Genomic DNA, 16,476 nt, shown 5'->3' on the forward strand with positions numbered 1-16,476 from the left:
CACCGAAACACTATTCACCATTTACTGCTCTCCTTAGAGCTTGTTTGTAAACAAAGATTGAGATCCCCCTACATCCCCCTTAAAAAGGGGGACTTCAGAGATTTAACTCGGTTCCCTCCTTATTTAAGGAGGGTTAGGGAGGATCAGATGGGAAGTCGATTCTAGCCTCTTAAAATTCATTTACAAACAGTCTCTTAGTAAATGCCCGCCCAACAGTAAATGCCCGCCCAACCCGATCCCAACGATTCCTACAGCCGATTGGGTGCACCGCCGTAGATATGGTTGTACCAGTAGCGTCCCAGAATGCGTCCACCTACCTCAGTTAGCAGTTGTTCTGGAGCGGTAGCAGAGAGATTCCGAATCACAATCTCTAGCGCGCATCCCTCTTCTAACCGCAAATAAACTGGAAAGCCAGATAAGCCCCAAGGGTTGATGATATGTTGAAAGGCAAGATAGGGATCGCGAGGTTGACCATTGCAGCGAATTTGCCATTGATAGCCGGGTGTTCTCACCTTGGTTGGATCGCTGGCGTATTTGTTAGTGAATTGAGCAAAGTACATCAACATGCCGCAGTAATTGCGATGCAGCTCATAGCGAGCTAAAACCAATTCTTCACCCAAAGGCGGGGCTGATTTTATAGTTGACTCATCAAAAAAGCCAGCATCTTGAGGAATCCCGCAACTTTGACAAATGTTCATGGCACCCCCGTTCATGGCAATCCTGTTCCATACCCCAATAATTTGTAACCGTGCAAGACGAAATAAAGCTGAGCACCCTCATAAAGGGAGCCTGTAGAGATTTCCTCAATCTCAATCCGAATTGTCGATCGCGGCGTGAACATCATCGGTTTAGCAAGCGGACGGAAGGGGCGATCGCCACTCGCTTCCCCTAGCCCTGCAAGGTTATGAATCGGCTGATTCTGCAACTCTCGTCCACTGCCGCTGTCAACAATGCTGTATTTGAAATCGATCCCGCACATCCGCAGCGCCCAACATCGCATCAGCACCCGTGGATCGATGATGGGTTCAATAATATGTTTGAGCACCCAGTCAAATGCGGAATCGGATAACGCCGAGACGATCGGGATTGGCGTGGGCGTGGGAGTGGGTGTCGGAATGGGTGGCAACGCGGACAAATTGAGCGGGGCCGGAATGAAGCTATACCCGATTGCCACCGCCACAAACGCTCCTTCAACGCTGATGTTGAGTACATCCTGCACCCGGTTCCCTGGTTTGCCCAGGAGTTTGAACGTTGCAACATAGTCGTAGGGAATTTCCTTGATGCTCGGCTCAGCCTTGATCGGCATTGAGGTTTCCGACGAGACTCGATTCATCGATCTCATTGCTGTTGGTGATTGTTGGAATTGCATATTCCTGACCTTATTCCATAAACTGTTTAGTGGTCTGAATTAGATGCGGTAGGAAGTGCATCTGCTTAGTTGATCAGGCCTAGTTCCTACCACGGTGCCTTCCAAATTTCTGGCGTTTGACTCGGTGGATTGAACCAACGAGTTGTGGGAGCTTGCTGCGGCTCATACCTCTCCAGCCCACTCATGTTATTTTGCCGAACATAACCTTCCATACCCTGCATCTCATCCTCCTCACCATATCCCTGCAATTCTTCATCCTCAGTTAATCCATCTAACTCTTCTTCTCCATGCCCCTGTAGATCTTCTTCCGCGAGTCCCTGTAGCTCCTCATCTTCTCCGTAGCCATAGAGTGCTTCGTCTTCCGCCAGTCCCTGCATCTGATACAAGGTTCCATCGGGAGCTTGATATAAGGCTCCCAACCCGTTATGGCCAGCGATTCCCGCCTGTTTCAGAAATGGGGTTGCGGCTGTCAAAACTGCCGATCCGCCGGGAACAAACGGCGCGATTTTTTGGGCCAACGGCAATGTTTTCTGCACAAATCCGCGCAGTTTCTTCTTCCATTTCTTCCAGAAGCCAATTGGATTCCCTAAACCATCTACGCCCTGCACCCATTGGTAGACGTTGCCATCTGGCCCCATGCGAGTTTCCCCCAAATAGCTACCGAAACCCATGACTTGCGTCAAATCATCGGCTCCCATGCCCTCCTCATCTCCACTCAATCCCTGCATTTGGTATAGGCTCCCATCCGCAGCTTGATATAGGGATCCCAGCCCGTCGTAGCCCGATCCTGGGCTGACTAGTTTCAGGGCCTGCGCAGGCGGATAATAGCGGGCAGCCGTCCGAACGGCCCGTTTCCCTAGTTTCTTCAATTTGTTCCAAAAACCAATCGGATTGCCCAATCCATCAATGCCTTCTACCCACTGATACAGATTGCCGTCCGGTCCCATTCTGGTTTCACCCAGATAGCCAGTGCCCATCATGTGGTTCATCATGTTTTCTCCCGGATAATTCTTCGTTGTGTCCCGATTAAGTGTTCATTGTGCTTGATAAGCGTTGGTCTACAGTGGATCCTTGTTACTGCGTTGATTACTGCACTGTCTACTGCACATCCCGCGTCAGGTAGCCATCCAAAACAACCCAGATTCTAAATACACCTTCCACTTGCGATAACGCTTTTGGCACTCCCTGGGGAAATAACATCTCAACTCGGAAGTTTTGTTGCGGTTCAATGATGACGGGTTCAGCGAAGCGAAATGTAGCCATCGGATCAGGCTCTCCATGATTGGAGATGACGCTGCTGCCTGAATGAACACCTGCCCCCGATGGGAAGAAATACGTGGGCATTTCGATCATTGTTTTCTCGCCGACTAGCAGTGTAGTGACTGAGTTATAGATCAACTCAGACAAAACTAAGCTACAACCTGAACAAACTCGATTACACTCAGTTTGGATTAGATCGATGAATTGATTTTCAGCCGTTTGATCCTTAGCTGAACCGCTGTAAGTTCTAGCCATTTCTAAAAGTTTCTGGCGATTCAGTTGGTTTGCGGTTGAGCAAATCGCTGAAACCACTACCCGCATCGCCCGTGCCTCAAATGTATTCAGGCTAGGTAAAACACCAGATGCTTGTAAATTCGTTTCTAACCGAGTTTTATTTTGCACATCGACAAAAAACCGGATCATTCTTGGATCGGTCATAGCCTCCATGAATGTTTGCGGCTTGTTCGTATCGCTCCTTGGTTGCTCAGGTGAAGGACGACCTTTCACGAAAAAGGCATCGTAAATTGGAAAGTGGAGTTTTTCCTTAACGCCTTGAACTTTTCCCATGAATCGAACTCCTTGTTTAGTTATGGGATTGTAAAAAACACTCATCAGCAATCAATTCAGGCATAAATTATTTCGGTGTTGCTGAATGAGAAATGATTTATTTAGAGTTTCGTTTCCTCCTGCCCCCGTTCGGCTGAGCGCTCGACTGATTTTTCTGACACCGAAGGCTTTGACCTGAACTGAGTCGAAGGTGCAGTGCTCACGCCGAAGTCTCACGTTGCTCACGGAGCGCGTTCCACGAACGAAGCCTAACCCCCCCGATTTTGGAGGACCTTGAGTAGCTCTAGCCCCCCAGAATTGGGGGTGGGGGGCAAAATCATCTTAAATTCAGCAACGCCATTATTTCTTCATACATCGGCATGGATGTTGTCTGGATAGCATTTGAGACGTTTCACTTAGGTTTATGTCCTGCACCTGATACAGCGTGCCATCTTCCCCTAGAAAATACTGTCCAACCTCCAGATCCTCTGCTTGGCCTAATCCCTGCACCTGATACAGCGTACCATCTTCTCCCAAAAAGTAAGCGGCATCAGACGGACCAGGATTCACAATCATCAACTCATCCAACCCCAGCGGTTGTCCCCATGACATGTTGCCTTCCTCAAACAGTACTTCAACGATTTAAAGTCTCATTAGCCTTCGATTCCCTTTGCAGTAATCCGATAACTTCCTCCCACAATATAAAGCTGAGTACCTTCCACATTACTGACCAAGCGAGGCGGAGCTTGCATGAAATGAATGTATGCCTGTGGCTGTCCTGATTGTCCCTTATCCGATCGATAGATCACGCCCACTAATTCACCTAGGTCTACAACAACGGGTGGTATTAATCGAGAATGTTTAACCGTGATTGATTGCGATGCCTCAACGTGATTGAACTGTCGGTAGAGGGTTTTGCCCTGGTGAATACTTTGACCCAGAGAGCCAGAGTGGATGAATTGGGCTGAAGGGGAAGAATCCACTCTTTGCAGGCGCTTCATTGGCTTCATATCAATTCCCTCAATCACTGCTGAGCAATCGGCGCAGAAGTCGGAGCAATGGGAGCCACCGAGGCAACCGGTTTCACTTTTCCCACGGCACGTAGTGCAACAGGCCGAACAGATTGTGTGGAAGGTTGCATTTGAGGGCGATGACCCGATTGCGCCGGTAAAGGGATTGGCGATGTGGGCAAAATTCCCCATTGTTGTAGCGAGCGTTCTAACCCTCGTGCCGTCTTCGGATAGGGACGCGCCGATAGTCCACGCGCCCAGATGAAATTGAGCTTTTTGGCTAAGCGAGGCTTTTGGCGGAGCAGTTGCCGCTGGTGGAGTAGATCCAGGAGCGCTTTCATGCGGGAGTCGTTCGGCTGAATCCCTCCCTGCCTTACGGATTGAATTAGACCCGGCAGCCAGTTTGGTGAGGACATTGGTGCAAGCCCATAGGAAACTGGAGGTGAATGCATCATGGTGGCTTTTCTCTCCATAGGAATCACTTGTTTGACAAACGTTTGAGGTTCCCAGCCCATGGGGTAGGGCATGGTGGCATCGAGCGGAATCCAGCGCCCTTGATGAAAAACCTCTAGGTAAATATGGCTAAACAGTTTAGGTCGCAGTGGATCAGGTCCTGTGATCACAAGCCGTACCGGATGCCCAATTGCCTCCAGCATAGAACCCAGTAAAATTGCCATGTCGTCACAGTCACCTGCCCGTAGTTCCAACATTCGTCGGGCTGAGTGCAACACCTCTACCCGAAAGGGATCTTTGGTATAGCGAACGTTTTGCTGCACCCACTCAAACAGAGCTTTGATTTCTCCTAGATAATCCTTAGGTCGAATTGCCTTTTCCAGCAGAATATCGATCGCCTTCTGACGCACATAGAAGTCTTTCGCTCCCGCTTGAATTAACACCTGGATATGGTTCAACGTGGACTGAGTGCCCAGATAACCCTTCGGAATCAAGCCCAAGTTCACCTGGGGCAAACTGAGCGGCGGAGCAGCATAACGCCTCATAGGTGGAACTCGATTAAGTGATTACTGCTACCAGATTAGAAATGTTGGAGATTGAGCGACTAGTCACATAACCTTGGTCGGCTGAACCAGGTAGCACATTCGAGTGACCAGAGCACAGGGGGCTGAGAAGATTTCTATGCGAATACGGCTTTGCCAAAATCGACATCCTCAGCGTTGTGTTTCAGAAAGCTTTAGAAAGCTACAGCGTTTTTCACTCATGTGAGGTATAGGGGGTGTGGGAGCTTCGCTCTCACGCAGGGTCACTGCCCCTACACCCCGTTTTTCGTACTTCACTAGCCTGAAAAAGGCTGTAAGCTGCTGCGCAAAATAAAACCAGAGACTAGCAATATTACCAGCGTTGCTAAAACCAGCCACGATAGTCTTGTTCTGTGATGCTGCAATTGGAAATATTGGAATAGATATTGGAATAGGTATTGAAATGAATGAGGATGGCTGACTGAGTGAAGTTGCGCAATTTCCTGCTCCACCCAATTCAAATTAAACAGCATTTGGTAGATTCGGTTATAGGGATAAAGCTTACCCTGCCGCTGCACCGCTACCCCCGAAAGCCTCAGCAGCATTTGCTCCATACTGCCATCCGCCACCAGCGAACCCCTCAGCAGCATTTGCCGATAAAGGCGCAGCAATGGCAAACTCCGCGCCTCATCCCCCAACAGCCGATCCCGAATCGTGCGCAGATGCTCCGGTTCATCCTGCGCCTGCCAATCAGTGAGAATTTTGGCCCGCACGATGGCTTCAACCGCTTTCGCCTCTTTCCCCTTGGCAATAAACACCGCAGATGCCGCAATCAGACTGCAAAGCTTTTGGGTCAAGAACGGCTGCCCGCCCGTCCAGTTCAGCACCTCTCGCAACACCGTCTGCGGATTCGCTGCCTTACCCGCCAAGCCCTGAAATAACGGCTGCACCTCATCGATTTGAAAGCCATCCAGCGCAATCGCCCGTCCGATATTAAACGGAGTTCGATTCCGGTCCGCAATTAAATCCGACGCGGTAGCAACCCCCAAAAACGCAAACGTCAACCGCTTGTACTCCGGATAATCTGCCCGTCGGTTATAGCAATTACGCACAAACGAGAAAAAATCATTGCGAAACGGAAACTTGAGAATACTGTCAATTTCATCGATGAAGATCACAATATTTTGGTCAAATTCCACCAGCAATACATCTTCAATAAATTCACTGAACCGCTGCACCGGAGCCAGCAACTCCCGCTCCTGCCACCAAGCGCTAAAGTTAATTTTACCAGTCAACCCAAAGCCACGAATCAGTTCTGAGACCACGCCGCCATACCATTCCGCCGAAGTCACATCACTGCCGATCCGCATCATGTCAATCGAAGCACATTTGACTCCCTGCTGCTGTAACCGTTTCATCATCTGCACTCGCAGACTCGACTTACCCATCTGCCGAGAGTTCAGCACATAACAAAACTCGCCATTCTGCAAGCTTTGATAAAGTTCGTGATCTGCTTGGCGCACAATGTAGGTAGGATGCTGATATTCCAAACTTCCCCCCACTTTGTAATAGCTAGGATAGGCCGATTCGAGTCCAATTCCTTGATTGGCTGTAGATAGGTTCCAACCCTCAATTCCTTGCTCGCTCAGAAAATCGACTTCCAAAGCAATTTGCACTTGCGTTGATTGCGTATTCCACAAAACCGCATCTTCAGTGGATTTAATTAGTTTTCCACCCCAGAACACCCGAAAGAAAATATCAGGATACTGATCCAAAAATAATTCCTGAAAATAAGTCTCATCAAACTCAATCTGAAACGCCCCCTGCTCATTTGTGATTGCCGTACCCAGCAGATCATCAAACAGCGGATCCTTGTCCCAAGCCTCTACCCGCATCCCTCCAAGCGGTTGTCGGGTCTGGCGTTCAACCACCACCCCCCAAATCCGATATCTGCGCTTGCCCTGAATCATAAACAGCCTCAATCAGCAGTCGATCAAGCCTAGGGGCTGATTTGAGAGTAGCCTGTTTTGCCGCCCGTTGCCATCTGCCAGATAGCCCCTATCACTCCAAAACCTATGCAGCACCCATCGCAGTACCTATCCACCCATTTCTCTACCTTTAGAAGCTTATACCCTCCCTTACAACCAGGCTAATTTAAGCTTAAAAACTACTTTAGACCTGCCATGACCCGACGCAACCCATCGGCCCCAGTGCCCCAATCTATTCAGCAGGCAACTCGCCATCCCTGGTTCGAGCGTCTCTCTCGGTTTGGCATTGCCGCCAAAGGAGTCGTCTACTTCGTGGTAGGGCTACTGGCAGCTCAGGCTGCCTTCGGTGCCGGAGGCCGAACTACCGATACCCAGGGCGCGCTGCGCGAAATCGTAGTACAGCCGTTTGGTAAATTTCTGCTCAGCTTAATCACCATCGGTATTATCGGCTATGTATGCTGGCGGTTGGCCCAAACCATTCTCGATCCGGAACATGCTAACGAAAGTATAACTCCCAAGCGCGTTGCCCAGCGGCTAGGCTATGCCTTCAGCGCAGCAGCCTACACCGGACTCGCGATCACCGCCGTCAAGCTGATTCTTGGCAGAGGTGGAGGTGATGGCAACGCCACCCAAGATTGGACCGCCCGCTTTCTTGCCCAACCCTTCGGTCAATGGCTAGTCGGTTTAGCGGGTGTAGTTGTGATTGCAGTCGGACTTTCCTACCTCTATGAAGCCTATACTGCCAAGTTTCAGCGCCAATTCAAACAGCAGGAAATGAGTCCGACCGAACAACGCTGGGCCAAACGAGCTGGTCAATTCGGTATTGCCGCACGGGGCATTGTATTCGCCATCATTGGCCTATTTTTTGTCCTCGCGGCCCTCCAATCCGATGCCAGTCAGGCCAAAGGCTTAGGAGAAGCACTGGCAGTTCTAGCTCAACAACCTTACGGAGCATGGCTTTTGGGCCTAGTTTCATTGGGACTAATTGCCTACAGCATTTACTCACTCGTAGAAGCCCGCTATCGACGCTTTCTTTGATTCTGAGGTGCTCCATGAGTCGGCACAGCAGTAACACAAACTAGAGTAAAATCTTTGAGTGATAGCTGATCAGAGAGAGCTGAGCCGCTTGGAAATTCGCGAAGACAACCTGACCGGCAAACAAATCGCCGACCTGCTCCGGGAACATCTCGAAAATATGTATGAGATCACCCCACCCGAAAGTGTCCATGCGCTCGATTTAGAAGCATTACGGTTACCCGACATTACCTTCTGGACTGCCTGGAAGGGCGATGAATTACTTGGATGCGGTGCTCTAAAGCAGCTCGACTCCAGTAGTGGTGAAATCAAGTCAATGCGTACCGTCAAGGCCCACCGTCGTCAAGGAGTTGCCTCCAAGCTTCTTGCCCACATCATTCAAGTAGCCGAGCAACGGGGTTATGACTATCTGTATTTGGAAACCGGGTCCATGCCAGAATTCGCTCCAGCCCGCGCCTTGTACACCCGGTATGGCTTCAAGGATTGCGGCCCCTTTGCCGACTACACGGATGACCCAAACAGCGTGTTTATGATGAAACAACTCTGTAGGTTTACGCTTAGCTGATAAACTGCTATGATGGGAAAGGTTTGAGGGCATGTAGCTCAGTGGATAGAGCATCAGATTCCGGTTCTGAGGGTCGGGGGTTCGAATCCCTCCATGCTCGTTGAAGATAGCGTTAAAGATGGTTATGATTGCTGTTGAACCTGTGTATTCTACTCGTTGAAGCGAGCAGTGACAATTTTGACAATTTTTTCAATATCACCCCATCTACATCAAGCGATCAACGGCTCGCTGTCCGCCAAATTTCTCGACGATGATATCGTCGTAGGTGTCGGCAATTGTTACAACCGACAAAATACAAGTCTGTAGCTCCATCAAATCCATATTTTCGCCTCCTAACACGCTGTGGGCGAATAGGATTTCGTTGGCATTACCGAGTTGAAACGCACCAAACCGCATGCGGCTATTTTCCAATAGTAAATAGTGCATCAACGCTGCGTTTACCTGGCTATCAACCGTAACGCAACTGCACGCCTTGACGATTGCCAGATCTCCACTTTCCCAGGGATGCACATCCCACGCCAGCACCTCCACGCTAATCAAAGCTGAACCGTAGGTGACATAGAAGCTGGGCTGATTCGTAGCAACTTGTAGTGCATCTCGGAACAGGATGGAGGTGGTGAGGTAATCTTCTACTTTGCGATAGGTAAGCGCTTGGATGGGATTGGTGAAACTAATAGTCATGTATTCTCTAATCCAGTTTCAACCTAGCTCTAACCCAACTCTAGCCTAGCCGATTGCCGCAGCTCGAACAAAACCGATCGTCAGGTTTGACAGATGAACCGCACTGATTGCAAAAGCGCTTGCTGTCCTGCTGGGCAGAGGCTTGGTGGGTTGTTTGGTTTGCCGCGGCAGCCGATCCCATCCGCATCTCCATATCACCCATCCGCATTTCCATTGGGTTCATATTCATTGACATGTTGCCCATTGTCATCGGTTTCATGGGCTGCATTTCCATGGGCTGCATGGGCTGCATGGGTGGCATCGAGGCCAGTTCTGGCATTTCGACTTGTTGCATTACTAATGGTTGAGCCGTCTCAACTGTGCCTGCGTTCACCCAATGAATGCGATTGCCCTGGATTTGGATGAATCGATCGCCGTCTGCCAGGGGAATTTTGATCACAATCCCGCTCGCCGTTTGAAACGCTTGGGGAGATCCATTCCAACGTCCGGTCTGGAAACCAGTACTCGCCTGCTGCTGCTGCCCTGGGCTGCTAGAAGCAAGAGTAATCACGGTTTGGCTACCCTGATTATCTAAATAAACTCGTTGACCACCGCCGAGATCACATCCATAGGCCATGAGAAGCACCTGCACTCTACTCTTCCATTGTGAAAGGTGGGCGGAATTACTTCAGGGTTCTTAATGATTCTTTCTGAAACTGCCTTAAAAGGGCCGCTGACTCAACTCACGCAATCGCTTGTTCGAGACTACGCCATAATTGGGCCATCTCTTGCCAAATATCATTAAAACTAATACCAAAGAGAAACTGCAACGCGAGGAGAACTAGTCCGAGGGTAATCAGCGTGCCGAGTGCTGCCCTCACCACCCGTACCAGCAGTGAGAAAATCAACCCGGCCACAATTACCGTAGCAACAATCAACACTAGATCCATAGCTTCTTCCGCAGAGTTACAGCAAAGCAATATTCAGTATATCGAGATTCAGTATATCGAGACTCGAATCCGCAGCGAAAGACAATCTGAATACAGTTTTATGGATCGCGCCGAGCGATTATCACAGGAGCCATCAACAGCTGACCGACAACACTCTGGAGTAAGCCGCGCCTACACAGGCCAAACTCGCCTATGCGGGTTACTCAGCTAATCAGGAGAGTCGGAGGGCGCTCGACGAAGCTCAGCCGAGCCACCGACTTAGTATTGCAAGCACAAAGTATCGCTCCGGATGCGATTGATTGAACCCTTAGCTCCACAGATCCACCATTCCTAACTCATACTGAGTTTATCTATAAATTGATTCACTTTATCTTGTCATGGCGCAGGATCTAAGCTAATCAATGAAGATAGATTGAAACTAGATTGAGTAACAGATAAAGTTACTTCTGATGATACAAACTTAGTAAACTACCCGGGAATTTATTATGCAGACAAAACAACTTGGCAACTCAGATCTACAGATTACTCCGATTGGCTATGGTGCTTGGGCAATTGGTGGTGGTAACTGGCAGTTTGGCTGGGGATCACAAGATGATCAGGATTCGATTGCGGCAATTCAGCGGGCGCTAGACTTGGGCATCAATTGGATCGATACTGCTGTCGTTTATGGTCTAGGACATTCTGAAGAGGTTGTGGCAAGAGCACTCAAGCAAAGCCAGCATCATCCTTACATTTTCACTAAATGTTCGTTAATTTGGGATGAGCAAGGCCAACTAGGACGGAGCCTGAAAGCCGAATCAATTCGGCGAGAAGTAGAAGCCAGTTTGCGCCGTCTACAAATTGAGGTGATCGACTTATATCAGATTCACTGGCCCAATCCAGACCCAGAGATTGAAGAAGGTTGGGAAACGCTGGCGAAACTGAAGCAGGAAGGAAAAGTGCGCGACATTGGGGTATCTAACTTTAATGTCGAGCAGATGCAGCGCGCCCAAGCAATTGCGCCCATCACGTCGCTGCAACCGCCCTACTCGTTGATCAAACCGGAAGTAGAGCAGGAGATATTACCTTTCTGTCAGCAGCAAAATATTGGCGTGATTGTTTACTCGCCAATGCAATCGGGATTACTAACTGGGGCAATGACCAAAGAACGGATTGCCAATTTACCAGACAACGACTGGCGCAAAACCAGCACGGAATTTCAGGAACCGCGCCTATCGCGTAATTTAAATCTAGTTGAATTGCTGCGACAAATTGGCCAGCGCCACGGACGCTCACCCGCTGAAGTCGCCATTGCCTGGACATTGCGGCATCCAGCTGTGACAGCAGCGATTGTAGGTGGACGCAACGCCAAACAGGTGGACGGAATCATTGGGGCCGCAGAGTTTCGTCTGCGTGAGGCGGAACTAGACGAGATCAACACATTCCTGCATCAAAATCCTTAAGTCCTTAATGTTCTACCTCACGCAGCCCCAACTCTAGGATGACTTTTTGCGGCCTCTACCAGTAGATTTCGTCGTCGTAGCCGCGCGAGTTCCCTTCGTCGTTTTGCTTTTTGGTTCCGCTTTAATTGTGGCTTGGGCAGGAGGTTCTGCACTAGCTGCCGCCGTTTTACGCCGGCCTCTGGGTTTGGGAGCTTCTTCCACCGGTTCAGCCGCTTTGCTCGACTTACGGGTTTTGGGTGCAGGAGCTTCTGTCACTTCAGCCTCGACCGATGCAGTGCGGCTACGCTTTGCCCGAGTTTTGCCTGACGATTTACGTCTGGGAGGATTACCCAGGGAAATATAGCGCTTCACGGTGGTAACGGTGGTGGGAATCCCTTCCTCTGCCAAAATTTTCACGATGTCTTCGTAGTTATACCCTTTAGCCATCGCGCTTTGAATTGGCCCACGCAGTTCATCAATTGCTTCTCGCAAAGACATTTCTGCCTTTGGTTTTTCAGAGAGATCCTGCAACATAGAACCGAGCTGGTCAATGGCGGTTTTAGAGACATTGGCCGATTTGGGTCGATTGCGGGTTGCTGCCGTTTTTGCCATTTTTAGATACTGAGAGTAAATTACTTGAGATTATTCTATTGCTAATTTGACCAATTGTGTATACTTGACATTCTAAAATTTGTCTCAAGTTTTATAGCCAATGTCAATATATCTTGATTGATATCGGCAAGGTTTGTCATAACTGATGGAAAAACAATGGTTTTGGGTCGTTGACAGAGGATGGTCCAGAAAAGCGAAGATTGGTTGATGAAGTCAGCGAATCAGATCAAAAATTATCTGGTCTCAAAAATCATCTGGTCATCTAGAAATAGGAGATGAGTGACTGGATTGTTAACTAATCGCCAATTTACTGCATCATTCTGATTCTATCCGTTGCATCTGTTACTGATGTACCTGTTGAGCGTGGAGGTCTGACTAGAATGGAATTTTGGTAATCAGATCTGGTAGTCAGATCTTGGTAGTCAGATCATTGTTCTTGAGCTGGGAAAAAGCTTGCCCCTTGCTCTGTGACTAGATAGGTGCCATCAGAGTATTTCAAAATCATCTCGACGTGCTCGTCGGGTTCATTCTCGATAATCTCGTAGTTGGTAGCCTGAACTTCTTGCAGCGCCTCGGCTGCTCGCTCATCTCCCTGTTTCGCCAAGATCGTCAGTGCATTGATCAGAGTTTGGTGAACAGTTCGTTGGATTCTCTCAGACATAGGATGCCTCACAAAGCGCATGAGTGCATATTTTACAATATAGCCAACGCTACTAATATAACTGAATACACAAAAGCGGGCTAGATGCCCGCCACAGTAACCTCGCAGTAACCTTACAGTAAACCCGCAGTAAACCCACTATCGCAAACTGACTATCGGTGCCCTATTTCTGTCCAATCCGGATCTAATTCTCTCAACTCTTCTTTATTGTCCACAATGATTTACCCGATCGTCTCGCAAAAATAGTCCTCGCTCTGCGACTCGTCGGGCTGCCAATTTGGCGAACCGACTAGAGCCAATGTAAACCCAGCGATCAAATTCTTTGGCTGCAGCTCTGTAGCGTCCTGCATTCAGATGCCTCAACAAATCAGACTGCTGGAAGGTCGTTTCACCCAAGTTGTAGGTGAAGGAAACGAGTGCAGAAAACTGATTCGAGGTCAGCGGCACATTAACCAGTCGTTTTACCGTCTGCTCTGCTTCTCTCACGTCTGGTTCCACATCGGGGGGGAACCCTTCGAAGCGTTTGATGATGTCGATGCCGTAGGGATTCGTTCGAGCATTGGCTCCAACCCTAATCGATAAAGCAATTGAATCGATACGAGGACAACGGTCAAGCATGTTGACTTTCTCTAGCTTAATCTTCTGTCCAATAAACCAGTGACTCAAGCGGTTAATGCCACTAAGAACAACGGCTAGCAAAGAGGCCGACATCTGTTCCATCAGTCCGATTGGGGTGCTGAGGAGTGCTTGTTCTAGGGGATCGCTATTCCAATGGGCTTGGGGTTGAGTCGGTTTGGCCTGGGTCAATTTGCTAGATTCCATTGGAGTTTTTCCTCCTCCTGAGCGTTTCATAGTTCTACAAGTGATTCGCGACTCGGCGTAGATTGAATCAACGAAAAAACGAGGTCATCAACCCGATAAATTAAGCAATTCCCGCTAATCGTTTTGTAGAAACAGTTTTCTCTCAGCAGCTCGCCGCACCACCAAATCCGGCTTACGGTTAGGGCCAACATAAACCCAACGATCAAATTCACGAGCCGCAGCTTGATAGCGACCTGTATTGAGATACTTCAGCAAGGTTGAGCGTCTGAGGTTGGCTTCGCCCAAACTGTACGTCAGTGAAACAAGTGCCGAAAATTGGTTGGCCGTCAGCGGCACCTTAACCTGGCGCAGAACTGCCTGCTCAATTTCTCGAATCGTTTGTTCTGAGTAGGATGGCAGCGGTTCAAATTGGCGCAGCAGTCCTAGTCCTTGCTGGTTAATGCGGGGTTTGGTTAGCCAGGCCGATCCAATGGCTCGATGGGTGCTGTTTGCCCTTCCTGGCTCGGCTGGGTGATCGGCAGTTCCATCTAACCAGTGGTTGACCCAATCATTGATGCGCTCAAGCAACGGCACAGGAGAATGTGGCGGCAGAGAGCTGGCTGGCTTTGTAACAGCAGGGGTAGAACCAGGAGATTGGGTAAAATCTTGGTGAAGAGGACGTAGAGTCACCAGAGGCGGCGAGAGCTGCACGCTATAATCGCTGGAGTTTTGACCGTATAACTCATCAGCGGTATGACCGTATAGCTCAGATTGGCTTTGCTGCGGTGCAACTGCTGTGACAGTATGAGTTGTAACGGTATGCGCATCTGGACAAGCGGCAAAGAACTGGTGCTTTGGCAATGCCTGCGGCTGGTTCTTCTCGGTACGAGCAGTTGGAACAATCCTTAAAATGTTAGACAACATAGGCGGTGATGCAAAGAAAAGACAATTTAGGTAAATTCCGTTGAGGTAAATTCCGTTGAGATTCAGAATACGGAACTCAGAGCTAATTCGGATAGGGGCAGTACGGGGCAGTTTAGGGCAGTTCAACCGCGTTTAGTGAAATCATCCAAATTGCCGGATCGCTTTTCAACCAAACTGCTGACCAACTAGTTCTAAATTTTTGACAATTGACGTGAGAAGCATACGTCAATCCACCATCAAGGCCACCATCAGGGCCACCATCAGGGCAATACCTATGAACAAACGCCGCAGCCGCAGCGTCCAGGCAACGCTAGCGGGCATTGAACGATTAGAAATTGAGCGACGCAAACGGGGCTTGACGTTAGAAGCCCTAGCACGCGCTGCTAATGTGGCTCCGGATACGCTCAAACGCCTGATTCGTCGGGATCGGGTGGACCGCAATTCGGTGCGCGACATTGTTAGCGCTTTAGAGCTAGAACCGATTGATATTGTTGATGCGCAGGAGTGGAACCAGTGGTACGACCCGCAGGCCACTAAACAGGCGGAAGCAACTGCTGTAACCATCCTTCCGACAGCCGCCCCTACCCCAGCACCATCTCCAGCCTCACCCCTAGCGTCAGCGCCCGTTGTAGTCGATGCTGCTCCAGCCCTCCAGCTAGAATCGCGCCCGTCTGATCCAACCGAACCGGACTTTAGCCTCTACATCGAGCGACCGATTCTGGAAGATACCTGTAGCCAAACCATCGAGACTGCGGGTGGCCTAGTGCGGATCAAAGCTCCCCAGCATATGGGCAAAACCACCCTCCTAACCCGATTGCTCTGGCAGGCCAGCCAACAGGGGTATCAAACCGTCTGCCTCAGCTTTCAGCTTGCCGATCGGGCCGTGTTCTCTGACCTCAACACCTTTTTGAAATGGTTTTGTGCCGTTGTCAGCCGCGAACTGGGCGTCAGTCATTCCATCGATCAGGTATGGCAGGATATTTTTTCCGGCAGTTACAACGCGACTTTCTACTTTCAGGATTATCTGCTCAGTTCGTTAAACCAACCGCTGGTGCTCGCCCTCGACAATACCGATCTGGTGTTTGAGCACGAAGAAATTGCCGCCGACTTCTGCAAACTCTTGCGCAACTGGCATGACTTGCCGCGCCGCAGCGATCGCCACAGCCCCGTCTGGCAGAAACTGCGGTTAATCATCGTCCACGCGACCGAAATCTATGGTGCTCTCGACATCAATGCCTCTCCCCTGGCAGGGGTCGGGGTTCTGGTGGATTTACCCGAATTCAGCCTGGAACAGGTGCAGGATTTGGTACAGCGCTATGGTTTCTCCTGGAGTACTGCCGAAGTCGAGCAGCTTACCCATTTAATCGGCGGTCATCCTTACCTGCTTCAGCTCGGATTGGAACAAATGCAGCGCCAATCCGTCAGTTTAGAGGAGTTTTTGCAAACGGCCCCGACCGAAGCCAGCATTTACAGCAACCATCTGCGGCAGCAGCTCAGCCATCTAGAACAATCCCCAGAATTGATCCAAGTCTTTCGCGACGTGGTCATGGCCACCGAACCCATTCAAGTCAAACCCGCCCACGCCTTCAAACTGCAAAGCATGGGCCTAGTTCACCTAGAAGGCAACTTCATCAAGCCACGCTGCCTCCTCTACCGCCAGTACTTCCTCAACGTCCTCCCCATGTAAGGGCAAAGCATTT

19 protein-coding genes and 1 tRNA gene are annotated in these 16,476 nt (G+C 49.7%); 5 read left to right on the plus strand and 15 right to left on the minus strand.

Annotated elements, in window-relative coordinates:
* Positions 1–248: 248 nt before the first annotated feature.
* The 8 genes from HJG54_RS24290 to HJG54_RS24325 form a co-directional block, all read right to left on the minus strand.
* Complete coding sequence (locus HJG54_RS24290; protein ID WP_316431804.1) at positions 249–698, minus strand: hypothetical protein; 450 nt, start codon at positions 696–698, stop codon at positions 249–251.
* 11 nt (positions 699–709) lie between these two features.
* On the minus strand, positions 710–1,333 hold the full coding sequence (locus HJG54_RS24295) for a hypothetical protein (RefSeq protein ID WP_316431805.1): 624 nt from the start codon (positions 1,331–1,333) through the stop codon (positions 710–712).
* Between the two features lie 122 nt (positions 1,334–1,455).
* The gene (locus HJG54_RS24300; protein ID WP_316431806.1) at positions 1,456–2,361 is read right to left on the minus strand and encodes a hypothetical protein; all 906 of its coding nucleotides are present in this window, start codon (positions 2,359–2,361) and stop codon (positions 1,456–1,458) included.
* Between the two features lie 106 nt (positions 2,362–2,467).
* Entirely contained in the window at positions 2,468–3,196 is a 729-nt protein-coding gene (locus HJG54_RS24305; protein ID WP_035999723.1) for a hypothetical protein, read from the minus strand.
* Positions 3,197–3,535: 339 nt separating this feature from the next.
* Positions 3,536–3,787, minus strand: a complete 252-nt coding sequence (locus tag HJG54_RS24310) for a hypothetical protein (RefSeq protein ID WP_316431807.1) — start codon at positions 3,785–3,787, stop codon at positions 3,536–3,538.
* A 41-nt stretch (positions 3,788–3,828) separates the two neighbouring features.
* Positions 3,829–4,185 carry a hypothetical protein gene (locus HJG54_RS24315; RefSeq protein WP_316431808.1) on the minus strand — a complete coding sequence of 119 codons (357 nt, stop codon included), beginning with the start codon at positions 4,183–4,185 and terminating at the stop codon, positions 3,829–3,831.
* A gap of 14 nt (positions 4,186–4,199) precedes the next feature.
* Positions 4,200–5,183 carry a transglutaminase-like domain-containing protein gene (locus HJG54_RS24320; protein ID WP_316431809.1) on the minus strand — a complete coding sequence of 328 codons (984 nt, stop codon included), beginning with the start codon at positions 5,181–5,183 and terminating at the stop codon, positions 4,200–4,202.
* A 293-nt stretch (positions 5,184–5,476) separates the two neighbouring features.
* Positions 5,477–7,129, minus strand: a complete 1,653-nt coding sequence (locus HJG54_RS24325; RefSeq protein WP_316431810.1) for an AAA-like domain-containing protein — start codon at positions 7,127–7,129, stop codon at positions 5,477–5,479.
* A gap of 213 nt (positions 7,130–7,342) precedes the next feature.
* Here HJG54_RS24325 and HJG54_RS24330 point away from each other — a divergent pair, with 213 nt between their 5' ends.
* From HJG54_RS24330 to HJG54_RS24340, 3 genes are all read left to right on the plus strand, one after another.
* A complete protein-coding gene (locus HJG54_RS24330; protein WP_316431811.1) occupies positions 7,343–8,185 on the plus strand; it encodes a DUF1206 domain-containing protein in 843 nt (280 codons plus the stop codon).
* Positions 8,186–8,243: 58 nt separating this feature from the next.
* Complete coding sequence (locus tag HJG54_RS24335) at positions 8,244–8,747, plus strand: GNAT family N-acetyltransferase (RefSeq protein WP_316431812.1); 504 nt, start codon at positions 8,244–8,246, stop codon at positions 8,745–8,747.
* Positions 8,748–8,774: 27 nt separating this feature from the next.
* Positions 8,775–8,847: transfer RNA gene (locus HJG54_RS24340), tRNA-Arg, on the plus strand.
* Positions 8,848–8,951: 104 nt separating this feature from the next.
* On the opposite strand, the gene HJG54_RS24345 is transcribed toward HJG54_RS24340, so the two are convergent.
* The 3 genes from HJG54_RS24345 to HJG54_RS24355 form a co-directional block, all read right to left on the minus strand.
* A complete protein-coding gene (locus HJG54_RS24345; RefSeq protein ID WP_316431813.1) occupies positions 8,952–9,428 on the minus strand; it encodes a T3SS (YopN, CesT) and YbjN peptide-binding chaperone 1 in 477 nt (158 codons plus the stop codon).
* A gap of 40 nt (positions 9,429–9,468) precedes the next feature.
* Positions 9,469–10,044 carry a zinc ribbon domain-containing protein gene (locus HJG54_RS24350; RefSeq protein ID WP_316431814.1) on the minus strand — a complete coding sequence of 192 codons (576 nt, stop codon included), beginning with the start codon at positions 10,042–10,044 and terminating at the stop codon, positions 9,469–9,471.
* Positions 10,045–10,150: 106 nt separating this feature from the next.
* The gene (locus HJG54_RS24355; RefSeq protein ID WP_316431815.1) at positions 10,151–10,357 is read right to left on the minus strand and encodes a hypothetical protein; all 207 of its coding nucleotides are present in this window, start codon (positions 10,355–10,357) and stop codon (positions 10,151–10,153) included.
* Between the two features lie 485 nt (positions 10,358–10,842).
* Here HJG54_RS24355 and HJG54_RS24360 point away from each other — a divergent pair, with 485 nt between their 5' ends.
* Positions 10,843–11,799 carry an aldo/keto reductase gene (locus HJG54_RS24360; RefSeq protein ID WP_316431816.1) on the plus strand — a complete coding sequence of 319 codons (957 nt, stop codon included), beginning with the start codon at positions 10,843–10,845 and terminating at the stop codon, positions 11,797–11,799.
* A 33-nt stretch (positions 11,800–11,832) separates the two neighbouring features.
* On the opposite strand, the gene HJG54_RS24365 is transcribed toward HJG54_RS24360, so the two are convergent.
* The 4 genes from HJG54_RS24365 to HJG54_RS24380 all read right to left on the minus strand — a co-directional run bounded on the left by HJG54_RS24365 (position 11,833) and on the right by HJG54_RS24380 (position 14,776).
* Positions 11,833–12,390: a hypothetical protein gene (locus HJG54_RS24365; RefSeq protein ID WP_035999696.1), complete on the minus strand. Its 558-nt coding sequence runs from the start codon at positions 12,388–12,390 to the stop codon at positions 11,833–11,835.
* Between the two features lie 427 nt (positions 12,391–12,817).
* Positions 12,818–13,051, minus strand: a complete 234-nt coding sequence (locus HJG54_RS24370) for a hypothetical protein (protein WP_316431817.1) — start codon at positions 13,049–13,051, stop codon at positions 12,818–12,820.
* A gap of 204 nt (positions 13,052–13,255) precedes the next feature.
* Positions 13,256–13,873: a lysozyme gene (locus tag HJG54_RS24375; RefSeq protein WP_316431818.1), complete on the minus strand. Its 618-nt coding sequence runs from the start codon at positions 13,871–13,873 to the stop codon at positions 13,256–13,258.
* Between the two features lie 114 nt (positions 13,874–13,987).
* Positions 13,988–14,776 (minus strand): lysozyme, encoded by a 789-nt coding sequence (locus HJG54_RS24380; protein WP_316431819.1) that lies wholly within the window; start codon positions 14,774–14,776, stop codon positions 13,988–13,990.
* A gap of 274 nt (positions 14,777–15,050) precedes the next feature.
* On the opposite strand from HJG54_RS24380, the gene HJG54_RS24385 reads away from it, so the two are divergent.
* The gene (locus HJG54_RS24385; RefSeq protein ID WP_316431820.1) at positions 15,051–16,463 is read left to right on the plus strand and encodes an AAA-like domain-containing protein; all 1,413 of its coding nucleotides are present in this window, start codon (positions 15,051–15,053) and stop codon (positions 16,461–16,463) included.
* The last annotated feature ends 13 nt before the right edge of the window (positions 16,464–16,476 follow it).

This window comes from Leptolyngbya sp. NK1-12 (genome assembly GCF_032598965.1).
Classification (GTDB): domain Bacteria; phylum Cyanobacteriota; class Cyanobacteriia; order Elainellales; family Elainellaceae; genus Elainella.